The sequence below is a fragment of the Klebsiella aerogenes genome, assembly GCA_029027985.1.
GTDB classification, from domain to species: Bacteria; Pseudomonadota; Gammaproteobacteria; order Enterobacterales; family Enterobacteriaceae; genus Klebsiella; species Klebsiella aerogenes_A.
In genome coordinates, this window is the sequence record CP119076.1 from 2708677 (window position 1) to 2729278 (window position 20602).

Here is a 20602-nt window from a genome sequence, read left to right on the forward strand (position 1 = left end):
TCACTCTTGCCAGTAACGTCATAAATGCAACAATGCAGAAACATTATTATTACAAGGTGCGAACGATGGCGACGGCAGAGAGCGGACAGGACTATCAGCGTTGGTTGGCGAAAATCAATCAGGTGTGCGGTCATTTTGCCGCTCGCCCGCTGGACGGCGATTTCCACGGCGAGATCGACGCCAGCTACGCCGGTAGTCTCAAGGTCAGTACCGTCACCGCCCGCGGCGTCAATCTTTACCGTACCCGCAATGAGATCAAGCGCGATAACGACGCCTGGTTCTATACCGTCTTCCAGCTCTCTGGCCAGGCCTCCCTCGAACAGGATGAACGCCAGGTGGTGCTGGAAGCCGGCGATATCACGCTGATTGATGCTTCTCGCCCCTGTTCTATTTTCTGGCAGCAGACGTCTCAGCAGGCTTCGCTGCTGCTGCCCCGCCAGCTACTGGAAAGCCATTTACGCAGCAGCGATATCAGTATCGCCACCCGGCTGAATAAAACCCTGCCGATGGTTCAACTCAGTCAGCGTCTGCTGCAGGAGAGCATGAGCAGCCCGGGACTTTCCGGTAGTGAAAGCGAAGCGGCGCTGGAGGCCATCGCCTGCCTGCTGCGCCCCATGCTGCAGCAACAGGAAGCGCCGCCGTCACGCCGCGAGAAGCAGTTTCAAAAGATTATGGCGTTGATTGATGAGTCAATACAGTCGGAACATCTGCGCCCGGAGTGGCTGGCGGGGGAAACCGGAATGTCGGTACGCAGCCTGTACCGCTTATTTGCCGACCGGGGGCTGGTGGTGGCACAGTACATTAAAAACCGCCGTCTCGACCTGTGCGCCCGGGCGTTACAAAACGCTCACGACGACGAAAAGCTGGCGGGGATTGGCTACCGTTGGGGGTTCAGCGATCATAGCCACTTCTCCACCGCCTTTAAGCAACGCTTCGGCGTGTCGCCCGGCGAATACCGCAAGCGCTGTCGTTAACCCTTTAGGGTATGCGCAGCCATTTGCCGTTAATACCCTGCACATATTCGCCAGACTGCGCCCGCGCCACCAGCTTCTGCCCGGCCATCTTCGCCACTTCATCTACCGGCAGATTATTGTCATCCGCCAGTTGTTGATAGCTTTCGCTACGCGCGGCGTTGATTTGTTTGACTAACGCCAGGGTCTGCGCATCCTGTTTTAGCGGCGCCAGATAGCCGTTAAGGGTTTCCCCCACCCGTCCCTGCGCTCGCGCTTCATTCAACGTCAGCGCCAGCGCCGACGTGCTAAACAACGTTAACGCCAGTGCGGCGATCAGCAGTCGTTTTTTCATCATCGCCTCAGAACAGATCGCTACGCGATTTCAGCAAATTCTCGACGTCCTTATCCACCTTAATATGAATCTCATGTTCGATCTTGACGTTCATATTGATGGTAATCGGTTCCTTGGACGCGGCGATTTCAATACGCGGCGTACAACCTGCCAGCAGCAGGGTCGCCAGCGCCGCGGCGAACAGTTTTATCATTTTGGTTCCTTACATGTGTCCGTACAGCTCGGGGCGGGCAGTTTCGCATTCTGCTCAAGCCATGCCTGCAAATTATCGCCGAAGCGCAAACTGCGCCACAGATCGAAAATATTCTCTTCATGGGTATAGTTTAAATGCACCGTGCTGCTTTTTCCCTCTACCCGGCTGGTACCGCTAATTGCTGCGCTCATCGTCAGCTTGCCGAGATTATCAAGGTTAATCCGCGTCCACGATTTGGACACTTCCATATAGCGCAACCAGTTGATCGCGGCGCCAGCAGAGACGTTATCGGCCACCAGCGCATCCGCGGTATCCTTATCCAGGCGCATAGTCATCGGGCCCGGGTTGCTAAACCAGCCGTCTTTGACGATCCATTTATCGTCATTCAGCCACAGCGGCAACGCGCCATTAAACGCGCCGGATACCGCAAACTGCTTGACCTTGATGGCGCTGATTAATTCGCTGCTGGAGATATTCTGCAGACGCAGCAGCGCCGGCTGATGCTGCGGCATCCGTAGCTGTTGCATCGTCAACTTACCGCCGAGGATATCGACGTTGACGTTGCTGAGCTGCAAGGGACTCTGCTCGCTCCACGGCCATGACCCCTGCAGATCGGCGCTCAGGTTCCTGGCGGTAAACTGGTTAACGATTTCGCCAATCCGCAGCGAAACCGGACGGCGGGTACCGAGCTGCCAGGTACCGCCGCTGAAGCGGAACGGCAGGACAAAATCGACGCCGTTGATCTGGTTGTCCGGCATCCAGGCGCTACCGCCTTTCAATACGCCATGACCGCCAGCTTCAAAGCCCTGATCGGCCGCCGCGGAAAAGGCGACCTGGGCATACATTTCACCTTCACGCAGGGTCATTTTCCAGTCCGGCGGGATCAGCGGCTGGAAAACGCTCAACGACTGTTTCGGCCACCAGGCCTGACCACGCAGACGCACGCCGTCCCAGCGCCCTGCCAGACGTATCGGGCCGATTTTATCGGCGTGCAACGAACCATTGAACAAGAACCAGGTTGGGTCGCGTCCGTCGATATTGAATTTAAGGGTTGAAGGCGGTAGCACGCTACCGCCGCTGAAGGTGGTTTTACCCGCATCGAGCGACAAGGCGCCGCTGAACTTCGGATGCTGTTCATCACGCAGCCAGTGAATCGGCTTGTCGAGGGTCAGACGTGGCGAACTGACCAGCATGCTGCCGTATTGCAGTTTATCGAAACCGGTCGACAGGCTGTTGAGGATAATTGAGCTATCGCGCCACTCGCCCGCGCCTTTTACATCCCAGCGCGCCTGCATCGGCGTGAAATGGCCATCGCCCCAGTAGCGCCACGACCAGCGGCCACGGTCAGGCATAAAGTTGTCGGCCTGGCCGTCCAGATGCAGCGTGAAATCACCCATCTCCTGCTCATGGGCGCGCAGTATCGCCTGCAAACGGCCGTCCACACCCTGTTGGGTCACCTTAACCCCTGCCAGCGGCCAGCGGATCTCATCAATGTTAAGCGCGTCGATCACCCGCCCGCGCGAGCGCAGCAATGCGCCGGGATGGAAGGCCAACGTCGGTGCCGTCAGCGGGCCGCTGAGTTTAGCAGGCAGCACGGCGTAAAAAATCATATCGTCGAGTTTCGCTTCACCGCTCAGGCTCAACGGCATATCACTGTTATCCATGCTCAGCTTGCCGGGGCCGATGGTCAGCACGGCGTTGCCCTTACCGGCCTCACCGTGGGTTAATACGTTGAGACGGCCGCTGATTTCCATCTCCTCAGTGCCTTTCTGCCAGTCGCCGACCGACAGCGCCACCCGCCCGCTTAGCGGGTAACCGGCATACACCGTATTCCAGCGGCCATCGCTAATCGTGATGCGTTCCGGGGTGATTTCCCACGGCAGATCCAGCATCGGCTCAACCTCGCCGCGCGGCGTCACCAACAGCTGGCCGCGATTTTTCTGCCATTCCAGTTCAGCATCCACCAGACCCGGCGTTTGCGGGAATTCGAAGGTGCTGACCAGATGGCCGTCCACCGGCAGGCCATCCGGCACCAGCGGCATATGGAATTCACCCACCAGCTTGACCGGCGCCTGGCCTTCCACCAGTTGCGCAGTGAAATGACTGATCGCTAACGTCTGCCCGCGCAGTTTCGCCTGCAGGGTGACCTCTTTACCGGCATAACCAATATCCTGCTGCGCAGGCGTCAGCGACATCACCAGTTTCCCCTGCCATTTTTCCCATGGCGACAGGCGCAAGTTGTCGATGGTCAACCAGCTATAAGGCAGCATCGATTGCCATTCGGCGAGGGTGCGCGGCGCGCCGGACATCGGCTCGCTATCGGGGATTTTATTCAGGCAGGCGCTATTAATGTCGAGTTCGCCGACGTGTAGCCGCCAGCGACTGGGACGCGACAGCTGCGCGTGACTGACGCGGGCAATTTCACAGTCGCCGACCAGATAACGTAAATCAGGGATAATCAGAGAGGAACGCGTCAGTCGCGGGCTTTCGCTCAGAGAAATGCGTGTGCCAACCGGCAGCCAAATACCCGCCAGCGTCGGAACCCAATGTGTTAATGTTGCCAACAATGCCAGCGGCAGCAGAATAAGTGCTAATAACAGCGCAACGGCGGCTTTATATTTACCCTTCATGGGCAGTCAGATCCTGATTCTAAGTTAAAGCCGAGAAGTGCCTATTGTGGCACGTTCGACCCGCGAGTGAAAGTTAGCGTCCAGATTAAGGATAGTCGCACTCATTTCCGCTGAAAAACTATTTAGACTTTGGTTAAATTATTCCTGCGACACACGGAAACATAGCTAATAAGGAACCTTTATTTCGTGGAGCTCATTATCTCGCTCATCGAAAGCGCACAGAGCCACTATTCATTGGTATTACTGATTGTTTTTCTGCTGGCCTTCAGTAAATCCTGCGCACTGATCTCTTTTGTGATCCCTGGAACCTCCGGCCTGCTGGTTCTCGGCACGCTGGCGTCGGTAAGCATCGAGCATTTCCTGCTAATGTGGCTAAGCGCCAGTCTCGGCGCAATCGGCGGATTCTGGCTCTCATGGCAAATTGGCCATCACTATCAACATCACCTGCAGCACCTGCGCTGGCTGAGCACCGAGCGATTGTTGCGCTGCCAGCTGTTATTGCGTCGCTATGGCGACTGGGCGGTGTTCTTTGGCCGTTTTCTATCGCCGCTACGTGCGACCCTGCCGCTGGTCACTGGCGCCAGCGGTACGTCGCTGTGGCGTTTCCAGGTCGCCAATATCACATCAGGTGTACTCTGGCCATTAATCCTGCTGGCACCGGGCGCATTCAGCCTCAGTTTTTGGTGAAACGCCTTGTCTTTTAAAGAGATTTCTTAAGCTTGCGATATGCTCTAGAATTAATATCATAACCTGATAATTAAACTAATTTTTAATATTTGTAAGATTATTTTAATTATGCTACCGTGACGGTATTATCACTGGAGAAAAGTCTTATGAAAATCGCGGTTTATAGTACAAAGCAGTACGATAAAAAGTACCTGCAGCAAGTTAACGACGCATACGGCTTTGAACTTGAATTTTTTGACTTTCTGTTGACTGAAAAAACTGCCAAAACCGCCAACGGCTGCGAAGCGGTATGTATCTTCGTTAACGACGACGGTAGCCGCCCGGTACTCGAAGAGCTAAAAGCCCACGGCGTGAAATACATCGCCCTACGCTGTGCCGGATTTAATAACGTCGATCTTGATGCCGCTAAAGCACTGGGGCTGCGCGTCGTACGCGTTCCGGCCTATTCACCCGAAGCCGTCGCTGAGCATGCCATCGGCATGATGATGTCGCTGAACCGCCGCATTCACCGCGCCTATCAACGCACCCGCGACGCGAACTTCTCGCTGGAAGGACTGACCGGCTTCACCATGTACGGTAAAACCGCCGGGGTGATCGGCACAGGTAAAATCGGCGTCGCTGCGCTGCGGATCCTGAAAGGCTTCGGTATGCGCCTGCTGGCGTTTGATCCCTATCCAAGCGCTGCAGCGCTGGATCTCGGGGTGGAATATGTCGACCTGCCGACGCTGTACGCGCAGTCCGATGTGATCTCCCTGCACTGCCCGCTGACCGACGATAACTATCACCTGCTTAATCAAGCGGCATTTGATCAGATGAAAGACGGAGTGATGGTCATCAATACCAGCCGCGGCGCGTTGATTGATTCACAAGCGGCCATTGAGGCACTGAAACACCAGAAGATCGGCGCGCTGGGAATGGACGTGTATGAAAATGAACGCGATCTGTTCTTTGAAGATAAGTCGAATGATGTCATCCAGGATGACGTATTCCGTCGTCTGTCCGCCTGCCATAACGTGCTGTTTACCGGCCACCAGGCATTCCTGACGGCGGAAGCGCTGATCAGTATTTCAGAGACCACCCTTGACAATTTGCAACAGGTTGATAAAGGCGAAAACTGCCCGAACGCACTGGTTTAAGCCTCTTTCCCCTTTTGTGCCCCCCTTCTGTGGGGGGCACATTCAGACAATCCCCACAGATCTCACCTGCATTACAGTTACACTGCTTTTTGCTTTTATTGATATGACAAATGCTTTTGGAGTAAGAATGAACAAGTTTGCTGCACTGCTGGCGGCGGGCATGCTGCTATCAGGCTGCGTATACAACAGCAAAGTATCGACGGGCGCGGATCAGCTGCAACACCACCGTTTTATCCTGACCAGCGTCAACGGCCAGGCACTACCAGCCAGCCAGACGCCACCGCCGGAAATTAGCTTCGGCGAAAAAATGTATGTTTCAGGCACGATGTGCAACGGCTTTAGCGGCCAGGGTAAACTGTCTGACGGCGAGCTGAAAGTCAAACAACTGGCGATGACGCGCAAGCTGTGCGCGGATCCACAACGGAATGCGCTGGATAATACGCTCAGCAAAATGCTGCGCAATGGCGCACAGGTCGACCTGACGGAAAATCAGCTAACGCTGGCGACCGCCGATCAATCGCTGGTATATAAACTCGCCGACTTAATGTAGCCAAACTCTGCGCGGATTAGTAATTTCCGCAGCTTCCGCCCGCTAATGCCTGTTCGCTGCAGCGTTTACCATTAGGTAGCGCGCACATGCCGATGGTGGTGCCGTCGAGTTGGCGGGCGACGGATAATGAACCGCCAACCATTGCGCAGTTCGCCTGGCCGCTGCCGCTCATCGCAGCGCGCATGCCGGGCGTCACGTGCGCCGCAGTCGCTTGTTGCACCGGCTCGCTACTACAGGCCGACAGTAATAACGCAGCACACCCCACTAAAAACGCAGCTCGCATCCTTTTCCCCTTTCAGAAACATCTTAGAATGAACAAACTCAAGAATAATAGGCAGCGCAGCGCCTGACGTCGAGAGGCGAAATACGTATTTATGCGCCTCATTAACATTTCCTAGCAAATTTTCCGCTTAAAGGTTGATCTCGTCAGGCAAAGCAGCGCCACAAACCTCATTCTATTCCGCTGTTAAATGTTTCGCTCGAGAGTAAATCGCCGCAATCGATGGTCGGTCGTCGCCGGGTTAATTAACGGGTTCCACCCATTGCATGCTAATACCGCTTCCGGTTTCAATTGTTTTTATCTGTGCCGTCGATGTCTGGCTATATATTCACTTTTTATGGTTTTTCCACCAAAAACTTGATCCAGACATAGAATAAGGACATTCCCAAGGACACAAATGCGAAAATGGTCTCTGTGGGCGTTTGCTAAAATAGGAGGATTATTATGGCAAGAAAAAAATCACTCCTCAAAAATCAATAATCCACCATAATTTCAATGAGATAAAAATTTTCACCGCAGAACAAATGCGTACATTTCAGCGCCCCAAATCGTGCCCCAATCGCCGTTTTGCCCCAAAATATGCCCCAAAATCCCCATGCCGGATGGTTCTCTTTTAGGATACCCGGTAACTCTTGCATACGGTTACCGGGTGAAATTACCCGTCATTACTTTTTCGGCTAGACCAGTCTGCACTCTTGCAGGATAACCACGCGGGATTCGACATCACCCGTCGCCCAGTTATCCATCACCAGATTTTCAATGTTAACCTGCGAGCGCTCGACCTGAATGTTTACGAACTTGCGCCCATTGCCTGCCTCAAAAAACGCCGGAGGTTCAAAGTTAAGCCAGGCATTTTCTTTCGGCTGTATCCAGACTTCCGTGATGGTGCCCGCCAGAATATTTTTCACCAGTACATCAGAAACCGCGCCATTACGACCAACGCTGGTGAAGTCCCGGAAATGCACCTGGCTACGGACGTTGGTTTTATCCCCGCCGCGGTAAAGCTCGACGGAAGAAGAAATGAAGCCGAACAACCCGCCCCGGTTTCGGCATAGGGATATCCATACTCCCGAATAAGAGGTATTGAGTTCGTTAAGTTCAGCCGCGGTGAAGTTGACGCGTGCCTTACTCTGGATGCGAAACATACACATCGGGTCGGGGGCGTCATCGTCCACACCATCCACTTTCCCCCAGCGGGTTTCATCCGTTCCGCTGCGATTGCAGGTGACGATTGTAGAACCGCTAAGACAGGAAGACGTCCTCACCACAATCCCGCCACTCACCCACAGGAACCGCCCGATATTCTGGACAACCGGGATTGCGTGCTTAGCCGCAAAGGCACAGCAACGGGCAATGGCCTGTTCCGCCGGCTCGATATCAGTCAGTAACGCCTGCGCTGCCGACTCATTACCCTGTGCGGACAGCGTGGCATAATTCTGATATACCGACTCGGGGATGCGGGGTGCGCCAAACATGTCATAAGAGACAAAGTCGCACTGACGGACCCAGCGACGCCCATCCGTACCGACCAGCACGCCGCCGTTATCATCGGGTGAAGTCGTGTCAAAGGCATCGACAACGAACCGGCCATTGATGCGCTCGCCCACAACATCACGAACCGTGGCATCGCCAGTGTACGAATTATCGTCATAACCCACTGCTGTATCGCCAGGAGTAATCCCGCCAGCCTGCCCGCCACCGCCGCCACTCCCGCCCCAGCCGACTTTAGTCCCGTCTTCCTTAACCCCGGCGATTACCAGACCGTTACGCGAATAAATCAGGAACAGCCAGCCATCCGGCGCATTGTTGTCAATCATGCTTTCGTTGAAGTTGAGACCAGAGTCTCCTGTCAACAACTGCGCGACTGACTCAAACTCAATTACACCGTCCGTGCTGCGGATTCGGAATGGGCGAATATCTGCGGGCTGTCGATGGTCACAGCGCCACCCGGCTCCAGCTCAATAAACGCCGATCCGTCGTCGGTACACAGCTGCGTGGCCGTAGGGCTAACGCCGCTGATTTTCTTCGCCTGTGACTGCGGGCTGACAATGCAGAACGCATAGGATAAATCGTGCGTTCTGTCGTCTACCGACTCCTGAATGCTGCCGCTTTGCCACCAGAAATCGATACAGCGGTCACCAAATATCACCAGGCATTCATCACCCTCTTTGACTGGAAATGTCAGGGTCCCCCCCCCACAAGGGAAAATGACCGGGACATCCACCAGCAGCGGATAATCCCGTGTTGATTTTTTGCCATCGTTATCTCGCTCAATGTAGCGGATAGCTGGCAGCACTACAGCGGTAACGGTTTCAGGATCGAAAGATTGCACAATCCCCGGTAGTGCAACGCGCAATTGTTCGTTAAGGGCTTTCCGTTCTGAATCGAAAGTTTCATCAAGGGAGCCGCTACGGGTTTGATTAGAAGAAGGCATTCGCAAACTCCATATATGAAAAAACCCGCCGAGGCGGGTTGTACCAGATATTTTTAACGTTATACATAATCGTTGATGGTGTGCAAATCATCATGATGTAGGAGTAGAATATTATGAGAGTTAGCTAACTGTCTCGCAGATGGTGTATATATGTTGTTTGTAACTACTGCACCAATGTTTGCACCGTAGAAACCTACGCCAGCAATGACTTCTTGAACTGCTTTATTCCCAACTGGTGCTGAATACTTCTTGCACTGAACTGCTAACATTATTCCATCTTTGATTGCCAGTACATCAACACCCTGATCACCTGAACCCTGGGTTACCCTGGCTTCCCAGCCCTGAGCACGTAAAATATCCGCACAAAGATGCTCATACTCAATAGGTGAGAGATTGTCATCAAACTCACTTCGTAGAGGGTTATCATCTACATAATCCTCTATAAGCTCATCCAAAATAAAAACTTGGTCCATCTCATCCATGCCGGGATAATACGGCTTCGCATAAGGGATATATCTCAACTTGGATAAATAATAGTTTTTTTCTTTGATCCATTTTTCAACTATTACATTTCCATAATCATCTTCAGTAATTAAAACATTTTTCTTTCTTGCTAATACAGGAAGATGTTTCGATACTGCATCCCTAAACTGTTGCTCATCAATTTCTCTTGCCTGTCTTACAAGGTCACCAATTGTTTTATCCCACTTTTCGGGGTGATAAACTTTAGAGAAATAAATTATCGCAATAATACCACCGAGAATTAAAACAATTACAAACTGTTTTTCAATGCTGGAATTGAGCAAGAAAATAGACACTAACACCATAGCGATAATGTAAGGACGCATTTTCTTTTTAACATACAAATCTTTTGGAACATACTCCACGCCAAGACCCCATAGGATAACTCTGTAATTTCTCCGATTATAGCGGCGAAAAAAAGAACTTCAATGAAGGCTTGGTTACGGAGAGGTAAAATGCGCCGCTCAAATCAAACATTATGACTATGGCAAGGATATGAATCGTTCAACTTTGACGTATCCATGCTGTTCTGCAGCAGTTGAACGTGAAGGAAAGCTTTTCCGTTACGTTTAACGAACTCAAAGCCATAATTGTTCCCGTCTCGCGCTGGCATCAGCCCCATTTCCATTTTCATGTTTGAGTAGTCACCATCTTTCCCCAAAAATGCGCGTCTTCGCGCTTTGGGCCGTCCGGGATCCCCACCAGCACATCCATACCTGAAAGCTGGCGTAGAGACTTCAGAACAGACTCAGCGTTATCTGCGGTAATCGTTAACCCGGACTTTATTAAGGCGTCCCCAACTGGATTGCCCCGGCCCCGAAGATCATGAGGTATTCCCAAAACTCGGAGCCATAGCGTGTGTTATTCCAGAAACCCGCATCAGGGTTTAGCGTCATGCTGGCGTCATATCCCACAGAAACCTTATCCACTGATTTAGATGTCTGTACGCCACTATTTGCCCCACTAGCAGCGCCAACAGCAGCGCTTCGCATATCAGCCGCATATAACTGGGCAGCGCCAACACTGGTACTGTCATAGGTTGTCAGACGGTCGAAAATACGCTCGACTATGGACATACCCCACTCGTTCTCGGTGATTTTCTGCTGGTAAGGCAGTTTCACACCATTCATACGAATCAGGCGGCTGTGGTGAACGCTCCATGCAGGAAGCCCCTGCGCCGTCGTCACGATGTCGTAGAATTCAGGCTTGCCGAGGTTAGGCCCAAGCGCTTTTATGCGCCTGGTGAGCTGTGAGTTAATCATCCAGCGGTCAAGAACGGCCAGCCCTTTAAAGCTGCCCTTACCAACTTTGTCCAGAATCAGCGGCGTCAGTGGTGCCTGCCCTTCAATCAGAATCACCGCTACGGCCCCGCCATACAGCCGGGACCACTTCAACGTTTCGTTGATGCAATCCCACAACTGAAGCTCATCAAAGCGTGATTCCAGAATGCCACGGCGTTTCGGGTCTATCTCGCTGGTGATGCGCACGCCCTTTTTCGTCATGTCGTCTGCTTTTGAATCGACGGCAGTGCCAATAATCCAGGAGGAACGATAAGCCCACTCAATAAGCAGACGGTTGCGGCTTGTATAGTTCGCCCGGTAGGTCGATGCGGCATGCTGGTTTGGCTGCTGCATGCCGACACGGGCAATAAAGTTATCGTACGAATCCGCCCTGGCGACTCGTACCGTTTTTTTCGCCATGGTGATACTCCGGCTTTTCGATACCCGTGACAGATCAGATAATTTGTTAAAAAATATCCAGCTTTAATATAATGTCGATGCCCTCATCTTCTCGATGGAGAGCGTTACAGATGATTAAGCTGAATAAATCAGCTTTCCTATAAGACCGGATTCGCGAGGCTAAAAATGAACGAACAAGAGCTACTGATAGAATTACTGCGAATGCATGAAGCTAACGAATCATTAACTTCTGATTTTGCAATCGAAAATTACGAAGGCCTCAAAAACCTTTTTGATAAAGGCTTAAGTAATTACAGGGTCACAAAAATGATGGCGGGTAATGTCAGGGCCAGAAAGGAACGTACTGGAGGTATTTTGACTCCAGTAGGCCTCGAAAAAGCCAAAGCCATCAGTTAGTCACCACTACAACAAAGGTGCCCTACGCGAAGTATCACTAAGCTAGGGCTTTTAACCTCTCCCCAACGCTTCCCAGATACCTGTGGTGAGTTTGTCCAATGTCAAGACGGAAGAACATCGCCTGCGCTTTGTCTTCTGCCCTCAACCCAGGACAAGAACAGCATACTTTGCAAAAACCTCGGTGGATTATAGGACTAAAGGCCGCAGGTGTTAGAGTACGCAACGCTTACCAGTCGAGGCATACATTTGCATGCTGGTTGCTTTCCTCTGGCGCTAATCCTGCATTCATAGCAAGCCAGATGGGACATGAAAATGCAAAGATGGTTTACGAAGTTTATTCTAAGTGGATCGGAGAACTTGATGGTTCACAAGTAGATATGTTGAACGAGAAACTAAAAGAGAGTTTGTCCCAAACGCGCCCCATTTGTTTCTTTGTGCAGTCCAAAGCCTCATAACTTCAAGGGAATAGCGTGAAGTCCTATAATAGAAGAATAACTACAGGACTCGTCGCCGTATCACGGGTCCCTTCTTTTTGCGCAATGTAAGGGTGTCTTCTTATGATTACGATTGACGGTAATGGCGCGGTCGCTTCAGTCGCGTTTCGCACGAGTGAAGTTATCGCCATCTACCCGATTACGCCCAGTTCAACGATGGCGGAGCAGGCCGACGCCTGGTCTGGCGATGGGCTGAAGAACGTCTGGGGCGATGTTCCCCGCGTGGTCGAAATGCAGTCGGAAGCCGGGGCCATTGGTGCCGTACACGGCGCGCTGCAGACTGGCGCCCTCTCCACGTCCTTTACTTCATCGCAGGGTCTGCTGCTGATGATCCCGACACTGTACAAACTGTCCGGCCAGCTGATGCCGTTTGTGCTGCACGTCGCCGCTCGTACCATCGCCACCCATGCGCTATCGATTTTTGGCGACCATTCCGACGTGATGGCCGTACGCCAGACCGGTTGCGCCATGCTGTGCGCCAGCAGCGTGCAGGAAGCGCAGGACTTCGCGCTGATTTCCCATATTGCCACGCTGCAAAGCCGCGTGCCATTTATTCATTTCTTTGATGGTTTCCGCACCTCACACGAAATTAACAAAATCGCCCCACTGGCGGATGACACCATTCGTACCCTGCTGCCGCAGGATAAAATCGCCGAGCATCGCCAGCGCGCGCTCAACCCGGAGCATCCAGTTATTCGTGGGACCTCGGCGAACCCGGACACCTATTTCCAGTCGCGTGAAGCCACTAACCCGTGGTACGACGCCGTGTACGACCACGTTGAAACGGCGATGAACGATTTCGCCGCCGCGACCGGTCGCCAGTACAAGCCGTTTGAATTCTACGGCCATCCGCAGGCGGAACGCGTTATCGTTATCATGGGTTCCGCCATTGGCACTTGTGAAGAAGTGGTCGATGAGTTGCTGAGCCGCGGTGAAAAAGTCGGCGTACTGAAAGTTCGTCTCTATCGTCCGTTCTCCGCCGCGCATCTGCTACAGGCCTTGCCGGAAAGCGCCCGTGCGATTGCCGTGCTGGATCGCACCAAAGAACCCGGCGCGCATGCGGAACCGCTGTATCTCGACGTGATGACCGCGCTGGCGGAAGCCTTTAACCGCGGCGAGCGCAAAACGTTGCCGCGTACCATCGGCGGCCGCTACGGGCTTTCATCAAAAGAGTTTGGTCCGGAATGCGTGCTGGCGATTTACAATGAGCTGCAGGCGGCGCAGCCGAAACCGCGCTTTACCGTCGGCATCTATGATGATGTCACCAACCTGTCACTGCCATTAGCGGAAAATACGCTGCCGGCAGAAGCGAAACTGGAAGCGTTGTTCTACGGACTCGGCAGCGACGGCAGCGTCTCAGCGACCAAAAACAACATCAAGATCATCGGTAACTCGACGCCGTGGTTCTCGCAGGGCTATTTCGTCTATGACTCGAAGAAGGCTGGCGGCCTGACCGTCTCTCACCTGCGCGTCAGCGAAAAACCTATTCGTTCCTCATATCTGATTTCGCAGGCCGATTTCGTTGGCTGTCACCAGCTGCAGTTTATCGATAAGTACCAAATGGCCGAGCGACTGAAACCCGGCGGTATTTTCCTGCTCAACACGCCATACGGCGCCGATGAGGCGTGGTCGCGTCTGCCGCAGGAAGTGCAGGCGACATTGAATCAAAAGAAAACGCGTTTTTACGTGGTCAACGCCGCGAAAATCGCCCGCGAATGTAGCCTCGGCGCACGCATTAACACCGTCATGCAGATGGCGTTCTTCCACCTAACCCGGATCCTGCCGGGCGACAGCGCGCTGGCCGAACTGCAGGGGGCAATTGCCAAAAGCTACAGTAGTAAAGGCCAGGAGCTGGTGGAGCGCAACTGGCAGGCGCTGGCACTGGCTCGCGAATCGCTGGCGGAAGTGCCGCTACAGCCGGTCAACGCCAGCAGCCCGAACCGCCCGCCGGTCGTCTCCGATGCGGCGCCGGACTTCGTCAAAACGGTTACCGCCGCGATGCTTGCCGGTCTCGGCGATGCGCTACCGGTCTCCGCGCTGCCGCCGGACGGTACCTGGCCGATGGGCACCACCCGCTGGGAAAAACGCAATATTGCCGAAGAGATCCCTATCTGGAAGGAAGAGCTGTGCACCCAGTGCAACCACTGCGTAGCGGCCTGTCCGCACTCGGCGATCCGCGCTAAAGTGGTCGCCCCGGAAGCGATGGAAAACGCCCCTGCCAGCCTGCATTCGCTGGATGTTAAATCACGCGATATGCGCGGACAGAAATATGTTCTGCAGGTCGCGCCGGAAGATTGCACCGGCTGTAACCTGTGCGTTGAGGTGTGCCCGGCGAAAGATCGTCAGAACCCGGAAATCAAAGCCATCAATATGATGTCGCGCCTTGAACACGTTGAAGAAGAGAAAGTGAATTACGATTACTTCCTCAACCTGCCGGAAATCGACCGCACTAAACTGGAGCGTATCGATATTCGTACCTCGCAGCTGATTAGCCCGCTGTTTGAATACTCCGGCGCCTGTTCCGGCTGCGGTGAAACGCCGTATATCAAACTGTTGACCCAGCTGTACGGCGACCGGATGTTGATTGCCAACGCCACCGGCTGTTCGTCTATTTACGGCGGCAACCTGCCCTCTACGCCATATACCACCGACGCTAACGGTCGCGGTCCGGCGTGGGCCAACTCGCTGTTTGAAGATAACGCCGAATTCGGCCTCGGCTTCCGCTTAACCGTCGACCAGCATCGTCAGCGGGTGATGCGCCTGTTAAGCGAATTTGCCGACAAACTGCCGGCTGAACTGAATGCCGCGCTGCATACGCAAGCCACGCCAGAAGTGCGCCGTGAACAGGTCGCCGCGCTGCGCCAGGCGCTGGCGGGCGTTGCAGGCACCGAGGAATTACTGACCGACGCCGACGCGTTAGTTGAAAAATCGATCTGGCTTATCGGCGGCGATGGTTGGGCCTACGATATCGGCTTCGGCGGTCTCGACCACGTGCTGAGCCTGACAGAAAACGTCAACATTCTGGTGCTGGATACCCAGTGTTATTCCAACACCGGCGGCCAGGCATCGAAGGCAACGCCGCTGGGCGCGGTCACCAAGTTTGGCGAACACGGTAAACGCAAGGCGCGTAAAGATCTTGGCGTCAGCATGATGATGTACGGTCATGTGTATGTGGCGCAGATTTCGCTTGGCGCGCAGCTTAACCAAACGGTGAAAGCGATTCAGGAAGCGGAAGCCTATCCAGGGCCTTCACTGATCATCGCCTACAGCCCGTGTGAAGAACATGGCTATGACCTGGCGCTGAGCCACGATCAGATGCGCCAACTGACGGCAACCGGGTTCTGGCCGCTGTACCGCTTCGATCCACGTCGCGCCGATGAAGGTAAACTGCCACTGGCGCTGGACTCGCGCCCGCCGTCAGACGCGCTGGCCGAAACGCTGCTCAATGAACAACGTTTCCGCCGCCTGAACGCCCAGCAACCAGAGGTTGCCGAGCAGTTATGGAAAGACGCGGCCGCGGACCTGCAGAAACGCTATGACTTCCTGGCCCAAATGGCAGGCAAAGCGGAGAAACCGGCGACCGAAAGCTAACCGCCGTTGACAGCATCGTCGCGGTGTAAAAAAAGCCCGAATAGTTCACTATTCGGGCTTGTCATTTTCCGACGAAATTAATCATTCAATATGAATGAGACGGCAATAATATAAATCTCTGATGACAATAAAGGCATATAACCCGCGCAGAATACGATATTACTATCATGATGTATAATTTTTATTTTATATATATCAACGATAATATATTCACACGAAAAATCATCATTACTGTATTATTATTTATTTTAGAATTTACTCATATTGTAACAATTGATACTTATCATATCCGAATGCGCTCCTTTAGCATGGTTTTACTTCCAGTCAGGAAGTTAAAACAAAAATAGCTAAAGGAATATCCAAATGAAAAGAAAAGTATTGGCACTGGTCATCCCGGCATTATTGGCTGCTGGCGCGGTTCACGCGGCGGAAATTTATAATAAAGATGGCAACAAATTAGATCTCTACGGCAAGGTTGACGGTTTACATTATTTCTCCAGCGACTCCAGTAAAGACGGTGACCAGACCTACCTGCGCTTCGGCTTTAAGGGCGAAACGCAAATCAACGATCTGCTGACCGGTTATGGCCAGTGGGAATACAACGTTCAGGCTAACAATACGGAAAGCTCTGGCGATCAGGCATGGACCCGTCTGGCGTTCGCCGGGATCAAAGCTGGCGACTACGGCTCATTCGACTATGGTCGTAACTACGGTGTCCTGTACGACGTGGAAGCCTGGACCGATATGCTGCCGGAGTTCGGCGGCGACTCTTATACCCAGTCCGACAACTTTATGGCCAGCCGCGCCAATGGGGTTGCCACCTACCGTAACAGCGATTTCTTCGGCCTGGTCAACGGCCTGAACTTCGCCCTGCAGTATCAGGGGAAAAACGAAAACCAGTCCAGCCATGAATATAATCCTTCCGCCGACCAGGACGGTACCGCAAATGGCGATGGCCGCAGCGTTAAAAACTCCAACGGCGACGGTTTCGGTCTCTCCTCATCCTATGATTTAGGTATGGGCGTCAGCGTAGGCGCAGCGTATACGTCATCTGATCGCACCAATGAACAGACCCATCAATCAACTGCTGGCGGCGATAAAGCGGATGCCTGGACCGCAGGCGTCAAATATGATGCGAACAACATCTATCTGGCGACGATGTATTCTGAAACCCGCAACATGACTCCGTACGGCAATCAGAGTGGCACGATTGCCAACAAAACTCAGAACTTTGAAGTGACCGCACAATACCAGTTCGACTTCGGTCTGCGTCCGGCGATTTCTTACCTGCAATCCAAAGGTAAGGATTTGGTCTACAAAGGTCAGTATGCCGATCAAGATCTGGTTAAATATATGGATGTCGGCGCGACTTATTACTTTAACCGTAATATGTCTACCTATGTTGATTACAAAATCAATCTGCTAGACGGCAATGACAACTTCTATAAAGACAACGGTATTTCTACCGACAATATCGTAGCACTGGGTTTGGTATATCAGTTCTAATACTTAGGCCCGCCGCCCGCGGCGGGCTTTTACCCTCAGCATCCCCCAGATTTATCAACCACAATCGTAATTTGTGATTCGCGCTATAGTAGAACCTTAACCCTGATGGCATACTATTTTGGTGGTTATTAAAACAGGAGGTTTTATGAGTAGAATGATTCTGGTACCCATTGATATTTCTGATAAAGAATTTACTCAACGTGTGATCCGCCACGTTGAATCCGAAGCCCGCGTCGATGACGCACAGGTGCATTTCCTGACCGTCATCCCATCGCTACCCTACTATGCTTCTCTGGGTATGGCCTACACCGCTGAACTCCCAGCCATGGATGAACTGCGTACCGAATCGGAAGCGCAACTGCGCGAACTGGCCAAAGGGTTCTCCATCCCGGAAGACAGAATGCATTTCCACGTGGCAGAAGGCTCGCCAAAAGACAAGATTCTGGCGCTGGCTAAATCGTTGCCCGCCGATCTGGTTATTATCGCTTCGCATCGCCCGGACATTACCACCTACCTGCTGGGTTCTAATGCCGCAGCGGTGGTACGCCATGCCGAATGTTCGGTACTGGTCGTCAGGTAACGCCTTCTGAGAAGGTGGCTTGTGAGAATGCCCCCTGTAAGGGGGGCTATTGTCACTTTCCGCTTACTACTCTAGCAATTCCATCTGCTGTTCATGCGTTTGTTCCGTTTTCTCCTGATGCCGCACATATCGTCTGATAATTTCCTCGTTCACACCGACGGTATCTACAAAGTTAGACTGACCCCACCCCGGTAGACATATTTGACGCTCCAGCCTGCTTCGACGGACTTTAGCACGGTGATGATCTGGTGTTCAGTAAATCGGGCTTTGCGCATGGCGATCTCCTTAAAGGACATATTCAGTATGTTGGAAGATCTCTAAAAGTGAATGATTCGCCTTACCGAAATACTTACATGTTTTTAACCGTGAATTACAATGTAACAACATATCCCTATTCATAAATCATAAAACATCTACAATTTGTTCAAACTTCTCTCTTAGTTGGTGATTCTCATGCGTATTTCATACATAGTATTTATAACCACGTTGATGCTGAGTACCTATAGCACCGCATCGTTCGCCTCGGCAAATACCTGTTCTACAACGTATGATATGAAGTTTGTGCGTTCACAAATCCAAAAAGTTAAGAGCTCAGATGCCGCGCTTTCACCTTCGGCCATGCAGCATGTGCATACCGAAGGTTTGTTACCAGGCCAGGGCATTCATGATCAAAGCATTCAAGCAGAGAAAGACCTGAGATTGATGCAAGTAAGCGCTGTAGCCTGGAGAAATGGTATGGGAGATGAATGGCTGGATACCGCAAAAAAACACTTGCTTGCATGGGTTGGCATATATCAACCGAACCTCAATCCTATCGATGAAAGTGCATTTGATCAAATGATTCAAACTTATTCAATTGTGAAGCCCAGTCTATCTGAAGAACAAAGAAGAACTATCAACAAATATTTCTATGACTGGGCAAGTGAATATATTTCTCAGATGAACAATGCACCAAACAAAAGTACATGGTCTAATAACTGGCAAAGCCACAGAGTGAAATTGATAACCTTGATGGCAGTTGCTACAAACAATGATCATCTCTTTGCTGAATCAAGACGTTTATTCCAGAAACAAATTAACGCAAATATTGATAGTGATGGAGAAACTCTTGATTTCAAGCAGCGCGATGCTATCCACTATGTTGTTTATGACTTACAGCCATTAGTGCAGGCGGCGCTGGCAGCCAAGAGAATGGGCGAGGACTGGTATCACTGGACCGCTCCTGACGGGGCATCGCTAGCAAAAGCAGTAAACTGGCTCACACCTTATGTTAACGGGGAGCAGACTCATAATGAATTTGTTAACTCCCGGGTTAAATTCGATGCTGTAAGAAAGCAGGACGGCATTAAGGGATTTAATGGCTTATTCCGTCCAGAAATGGCTAAGGAGCTTTATTGGGCCTCATCAGCTTTCGAACCTTCCCTGGCATCATTAGCGCAAAAACTCTCGCCAACCCCGCCACTATTCATGGACTGGTGTAATTAATCTCAAACCAGACTGAGAAAATAATATCTCGGTCTGGTATTTAATTACAAACTTAGACCATAAACATCTTGATAAAATGCCATCAACTTTGCGAGCAATGATGCACCAGCTCTAGCGTTCATCGCGACGATACACAGGGAGAGATCTGACCCTGACCCCGAAGATGCCCCAGTCATAATCAGGAATAACCGACCTCATGTTGGTTGCATATTCTGGCAACCGGCAGATTTCTCGGCGAATTCAGATCTGTTATCGGTTTTCAACAACTGAGGTAAGGGCCGTCTGAGCGCGATGCTGTTCAGCATTCTGCCACTTCTGTTAAACGCAGATTTTGTCCCATGCAGATCTCCAGGCATTCGCGAGTATACTGGTCGATAGCTGTCAGCAGGCGCAGCCGTCGCCCGTTAAACAGGGCGTCAGAAACAAAGTCCATGCCCAGACATGATTCGGATACAGCCCCTGTTCGCTGTAAAGCCGGTAAATCCTTTTGTGGTTATCGCACCAGCCTTCCCACCTGAGCATCACGTGTACCCGGCGGTAACCGTAATGCACCCAGGTTTCGGTGATCTCACGGATGCGCAGCCGCAGTACGCTGTCGTCAGTGGCCACAGAACGATAGCAAAACGAGCTGCGGCTGACCCGCAGCGCAAAACAGACCTGTCTCTCACTGGCACCGTAGCGGACCAGCAAATCCCTGCCCCACTCGCGCAGGCGTGCTAGCGTCAGCTCTTTTTTGCCAGCACGTCCTGCAGCATGGTCTTGTTGAGGCTCAGATCGGCAACCAGCTTCTTCAGTCGCAGGTTTTCCTCTTCCAACTGGCGTATGTGCTTCAGCTCAGAGGGCGAAATGCCACCGTATTTCTTGCGCCACGTATAGAACGTGGCATCGAAGTTACCGTAAAGCTCTAATGGCGCGAACTAGTCCTGGAGCCCGGCAGATTGAAAGCCACCGGCAAGTGGCATGGGTAGAAGGTATTCACTTTAAAAGAGTATCTCCTTCTGGCAGAAAAACTTTACGTGAGGCTACATGTACAACTATCCGGAAATAAATTTATCCAAGATTAGTAAAATGGCAAAACCACCTACAGGCGTAGAGGTTTGAGGTAATAGAAGC

17 protein-coding genes and 8 pseudogenes are annotated in these 20602 nt (G+C 52.1%); 11 read left to right on the forward strand and 14 right to left on the reverse strand.

Annotated elements, in window-relative coordinates:
• Nucleotides 1-65: 65 nt before the first annotated feature.
• Entirely contained in the window at nt 66-974 is a 909-nt protein-coding gene (feaR, locus tag PYR66_12945) for a transcriptional regulator FeaR (GenBank protein WEF26256.1), read from the forward strand.
• A gap of 4 nt (nt 975-978) precedes the next feature.
• Here feaR and PYR66_12950 read toward each other — a convergent pair whose 3' ends face one another.
• The 3 genes from PYR66_12950 to PYR66_12960 are packed head-to-tail and all read right to left on the reverse strand — an operon-like array spanning nt 979 to nt 4128.
• On the reverse strand, nt 979-1305 hold the full coding sequence (locus PYR66_12950) for a YdbL family protein (GenBank protein ID WEF30445.1): 327 nt from the start codon (nt 1303-1305) through the stop codon (nt 979-981).
• A 7-nt stretch (nt 1306-1312) separates the two neighbouring features.
• Nucleotides 1313-1498, reverse strand: coding sequence for a YnbE family lipoprotein (locus tag PYR66_12955; protein WEF26257.1), 186 nt, complete (start codon nt 1496-1498; stop codon nt 1313-1315).
• Nucleotides 1495-4128, reverse strand: a complete 2634-nt coding sequence (locus PYR66_12960) for a YdbH family protein (GenBank protein WEF26258.1) — start codon at nt 4126-4128, stop codon at nt 1495-1497. Before PYR66_12960 ends, PYR66_12955 begins: the two co-directional genes overlap by 4 nt.
• A 186-nt stretch (nt 4129-4314) precedes the next feature.
• On the opposite strand from PYR66_12960, the gene PYR66_12965 reads away from it, so the two are divergent.
• From PYR66_12965 to hslJ, 3 genes are all read left to right on the forward strand, one after another.
• The gene (locus tag PYR66_12965) at nt 4315-4815 is read left to right on the forward strand and encodes a VTT domain-containing protein (GenBank protein WEF26259.1); all 501 of its coding nucleotides are present in this window, start codon (nt 4315-4317) and stop codon (nt 4813-4815) included.
• Between the two features lie 146 nt (nt 4816-4961).
• On the forward strand, nt 4962-5951 hold the full coding sequence (locus tag PYR66_12970; protein ID WEF26260.1) for a 2-hydroxyacid dehydrogenase: 990 nt from the start codon (nt 4962-4964) through the stop codon (nt 5949-5951).
• Nucleotides 5952-6078: 127 nt separating this feature from the next.
• Complete coding sequence (gene hslJ, locus PYR66_12975; GenBank protein WEF26261.1) at nt 6079-6501, forward strand: heat shock protein HslJ; 423 nt, start codon at nt 6079-6081, stop codon at nt 6499-6501.
• Between the two features lie 16 nt (nt 6502-6517).
• Here hslJ and PYR66_12980 read toward each other — a convergent pair whose 3' ends face one another.
• The 9 genes and pseudogenes from PYR66_12980 to PYR66_13020 form a co-directional block, all read right to left on the reverse strand.
• Nucleotides 6518-6784, reverse strand: a complete 267-nt coding sequence (locus PYR66_12980; protein WEF26262.1) for a DUF333 domain-containing protein — start codon at nt 6782-6784, stop codon at nt 6518-6520.
• Nucleotides 6785-7254: 470 nt separating this feature from the next.
• Nucleotides 7255-7419 carry a hypothetical protein gene (locus PYR66_12985; GenBank protein ID WEF26263.1) on the reverse strand — a complete coding sequence of 55 codons (165 nt, stop codon included), beginning with the start codon at nt 7417-7419 and terminating at the stop codon, nt 7255-7257.
• A gap of 39 nt (nt 7420-7458) precedes the next feature.
• Nucleotides 7459-8598, reverse strand: coding sequence for a hypothetical protein (locus PYR66_12990; protein ID WEF26264.1), 1140 nt, complete (start codon nt 8596-8598; stop codon nt 7459-7461).
• Nucleotides 8599-8729: 131 nt separating this feature from the next.
• Nucleotides 8730-9215, reverse strand: a pseudogene (locus tag PYR66_12995) (Gp138 family membrane-puncturing spike protein).
• Between the two features lie 59 nt (nt 9216-9274).
• A complete protein-coding gene (locus PYR66_13000; GenBank protein ID WEF26265.1) occupies nt 9275-10102 on the reverse strand; it encodes a restriction endonuclease in 828 nt (275 codons plus the stop codon).
• A 104-nt stretch (nt 10103-10206) separates the two neighbouring features.
• Nucleotides 10207-10416: pseudogene (locus PYR66_13005) on the reverse strand (hypothetical protein).
• A pseudogene (locus PYR66_13010) lies at nt 10404-10523 on the reverse strand (hypothetical protein). The pseudogenes PYR66_13005 and PYR66_13010 overlap by 13 nt, the downstream one beginning before the upstream one ends.
• Nucleotides 10523-10744, reverse strand: a pseudogene (locus PYR66_13015) (DUF4054 domain-containing protein). The pseudogenes PYR66_13010 and PYR66_13015 overlap by 1 nt, the downstream one beginning before the upstream one ends.
• Nucleotides 10718-11437, reverse strand: a pseudogene (locus PYR66_13020) (DUF1073 domain-containing protein). Before PYR66_13020 ends, PYR66_13015 begins: the two co-directional pseudogenes overlap by 27 nt.
• Before the next feature lie 165 nt (nt 11438-11602).
• Here PYR66_13020 and PYR66_13025 point away from each other — a divergent pair.
• From PYR66_13025 to uspF, 5 genes and pseudogenes are all read left to right on the forward strand, one after another.
• Nucleotides 11603-11833, forward strand: coding sequence for a hypothetical protein (locus tag PYR66_13025; protein ID WEF26266.1), 231 nt, complete (start codon nt 11603-11605; stop codon nt 11831-11833).
• A 191-nt stretch (nt 11834-12024) separates the two neighbouring features.
• Nucleotides 12025-12288 (forward strand): annotated as a pseudogene (locus PYR66_13030) (tyrosine-type recombinase/integrase).
• A gap of 102 nt (nt 12289-12390) precedes the next feature.
• On the forward strand, nt 12391-15918 hold the full coding sequence (gene nifJ / locus PYR66_13035; GenBank protein WEF26267.1) for a pyruvate:ferredoxin (flavodoxin) oxidoreductase: 3528 nt from the start codon (nt 12391-12393) through the stop codon (nt 15916-15918).
• Between the two features lie 363 nt (nt 15919-16281).
• A complete protein-coding gene (ompC, locus tag PYR66_13040; GenBank protein WEF26268.1) occupies nt 16282-17424 on the forward strand; it encodes a porin OmpC in 1143 nt (380 codons plus the stop codon).
• A gap of 145 nt (nt 17425-17569) precedes the next feature.
• Nucleotides 17570-18004, forward strand: coding sequence for a universal stress protein UspF (uspF, locus tag PYR66_13045; GenBank protein WEF26269.1), 435 nt, complete (start codon nt 17570-17572; stop codon nt 18002-18004).
• Between the two features lie 66 nt (nt 18005-18070).
• On the opposite strand, the pseudogene PYR66_13050 reads toward uspF, so the two are convergent.
• Nucleotides 18071-18175: pseudogene (locus PYR66_13050) on the reverse strand (IS200/IS605 family transposase).
• Between the two features lie 282 nt (nt 18176-18457).
• Here PYR66_13050 and PYR66_13055 point away from each other — a divergent pair.
• The gene (locus tag PYR66_13055; GenBank protein WEF26270.1) at nt 18458-19489 is read left to right on the forward strand and encodes an alginate lyase family protein; all 1032 of its coding nucleotides are present in this window, start codon (nt 18458-18460) and stop codon (nt 19487-19489) included.
• A 298-nt stretch (nt 19490-19787) separates the two neighbouring features.
• On the opposite strand, the gene PYR66_13060 is transcribed toward PYR66_13055, so the two are convergent.
• Nucleotides 19788-19922: a hypothetical protein gene (locus PYR66_13060; GenBank protein WEF26271.1), complete on the reverse strand. Its 135-nt coding sequence runs from the start codon at nt 19920-19922 to the stop codon at nt 19788-19790.
• Between the two features lie 474 nt (nt 19923-20396).
• Here PYR66_13060 and xisR point away from each other — a divergent pair.
• Nucleotides 20397-20590: pseudogene (xisR, locus tag PYR66_13065) on the forward strand (excisionase family protein).
• The last annotated feature ends 12 nt before the right edge of the window (nt 20591-20602 follow it).

Bases quoted from the DNA above. Each gene is read 5' to 3' on its own strand.
- PYR66_12990 (WEF26264.1), bottom strand. From the start codon at position 8,598: ATGATTGACAACAATGCGCCGGATGGCTGGCTGTTCCTGATTTATTCG.
- PYR66_13025 (WEF26266.1), top strand. From the start codon at position 11,603: ATGAACGAACAAGAGCTACTGATAGAATTACTGCGAATGCATGAAGCT.
- PYR66_12970 (WEF26260.1), top strand. From the start codon at position 4,962: ATGAAAATCGCGGTTTATAGTACAAAGCAGTACGATAAAAAGTACCTG.
- PYR66_13060 (WEF26271.1), bottom strand. From the start codon at position 19,922: ATGGACTTTGTTTCTGACGCCCTGTTTAACGGGCGACGGCTGCGCCTG.
- hslJ (WEF26261.1), top strand. From the start codon at position 6,079: ATGAACAAGTTTGCTGCACTGCTGGCGGCGGGCATGCTGCTATCAGGC.
- ompC (WEF26268.1), top strand. From the start codon at position 16,282: ATGAAAAGAAAAGTATTGGCACTGGTCATCCCGGCATTATTGGCTGCT.
- PYR66_12960 (WEF26258.1), bottom strand. From the start codon at position 4,128: ATGAAGGGTAAATATAAAGCCGCCGTTGCGCTGTTATTAGCACTTATT.
- nifJ (WEF26267.1), top strand. From the start codon at position 12,391: ATGATTACGATTGACGGTAATGGCGCGGTCGCTTCAGTCGCGTTTCGC.
- PYR66_12985 (WEF26263.1), bottom strand. From the start codon at position 7,419: ATGCAAGAGTTACCGGGTATCCTAAAAGAGAACCATCCGGCATGGGGA.
- PYR66_13055 (WEF26270.1), top strand. From the start codon at position 18,458: ATGCGTATTTCATACATAGTATTTATAACCACGTTGATGCTGAGTACC.
- PYR66_12950 (WEF30445.1), bottom strand. From the start codon at position 1,305: ATGAAAAAACGACTGCTGATCGCCGCACTGGCGTTAACGTTGTTTAGC.
- PYR66_12980 (WEF26262.1), bottom strand. From the start codon at position 6,784: ATGCGAGCTGCGTTTTTAGTGGGGTGTGCTGCGTTATTACTGTCGGCC.
- uspF (WEF26269.1), top strand. From the start codon at position 17,570: ATGAGTAGAATGATTCTGGTACCCATTGATATTTCTGATAAAGAATTT.
- feaR (WEF26256.1), top strand. From the start codon at position 66: ATGGCGACGGCAGAGAGCGGACAGGACTATCAGCGTTGGTTGGCGAAA.
- PYR66_12955 (WEF26257.1), bottom strand. From the start codon at position 1,498: ATGATAAAACTGTTCGCCGCGGCGCTGGCGACCCTGCTGCTGGCAGGT.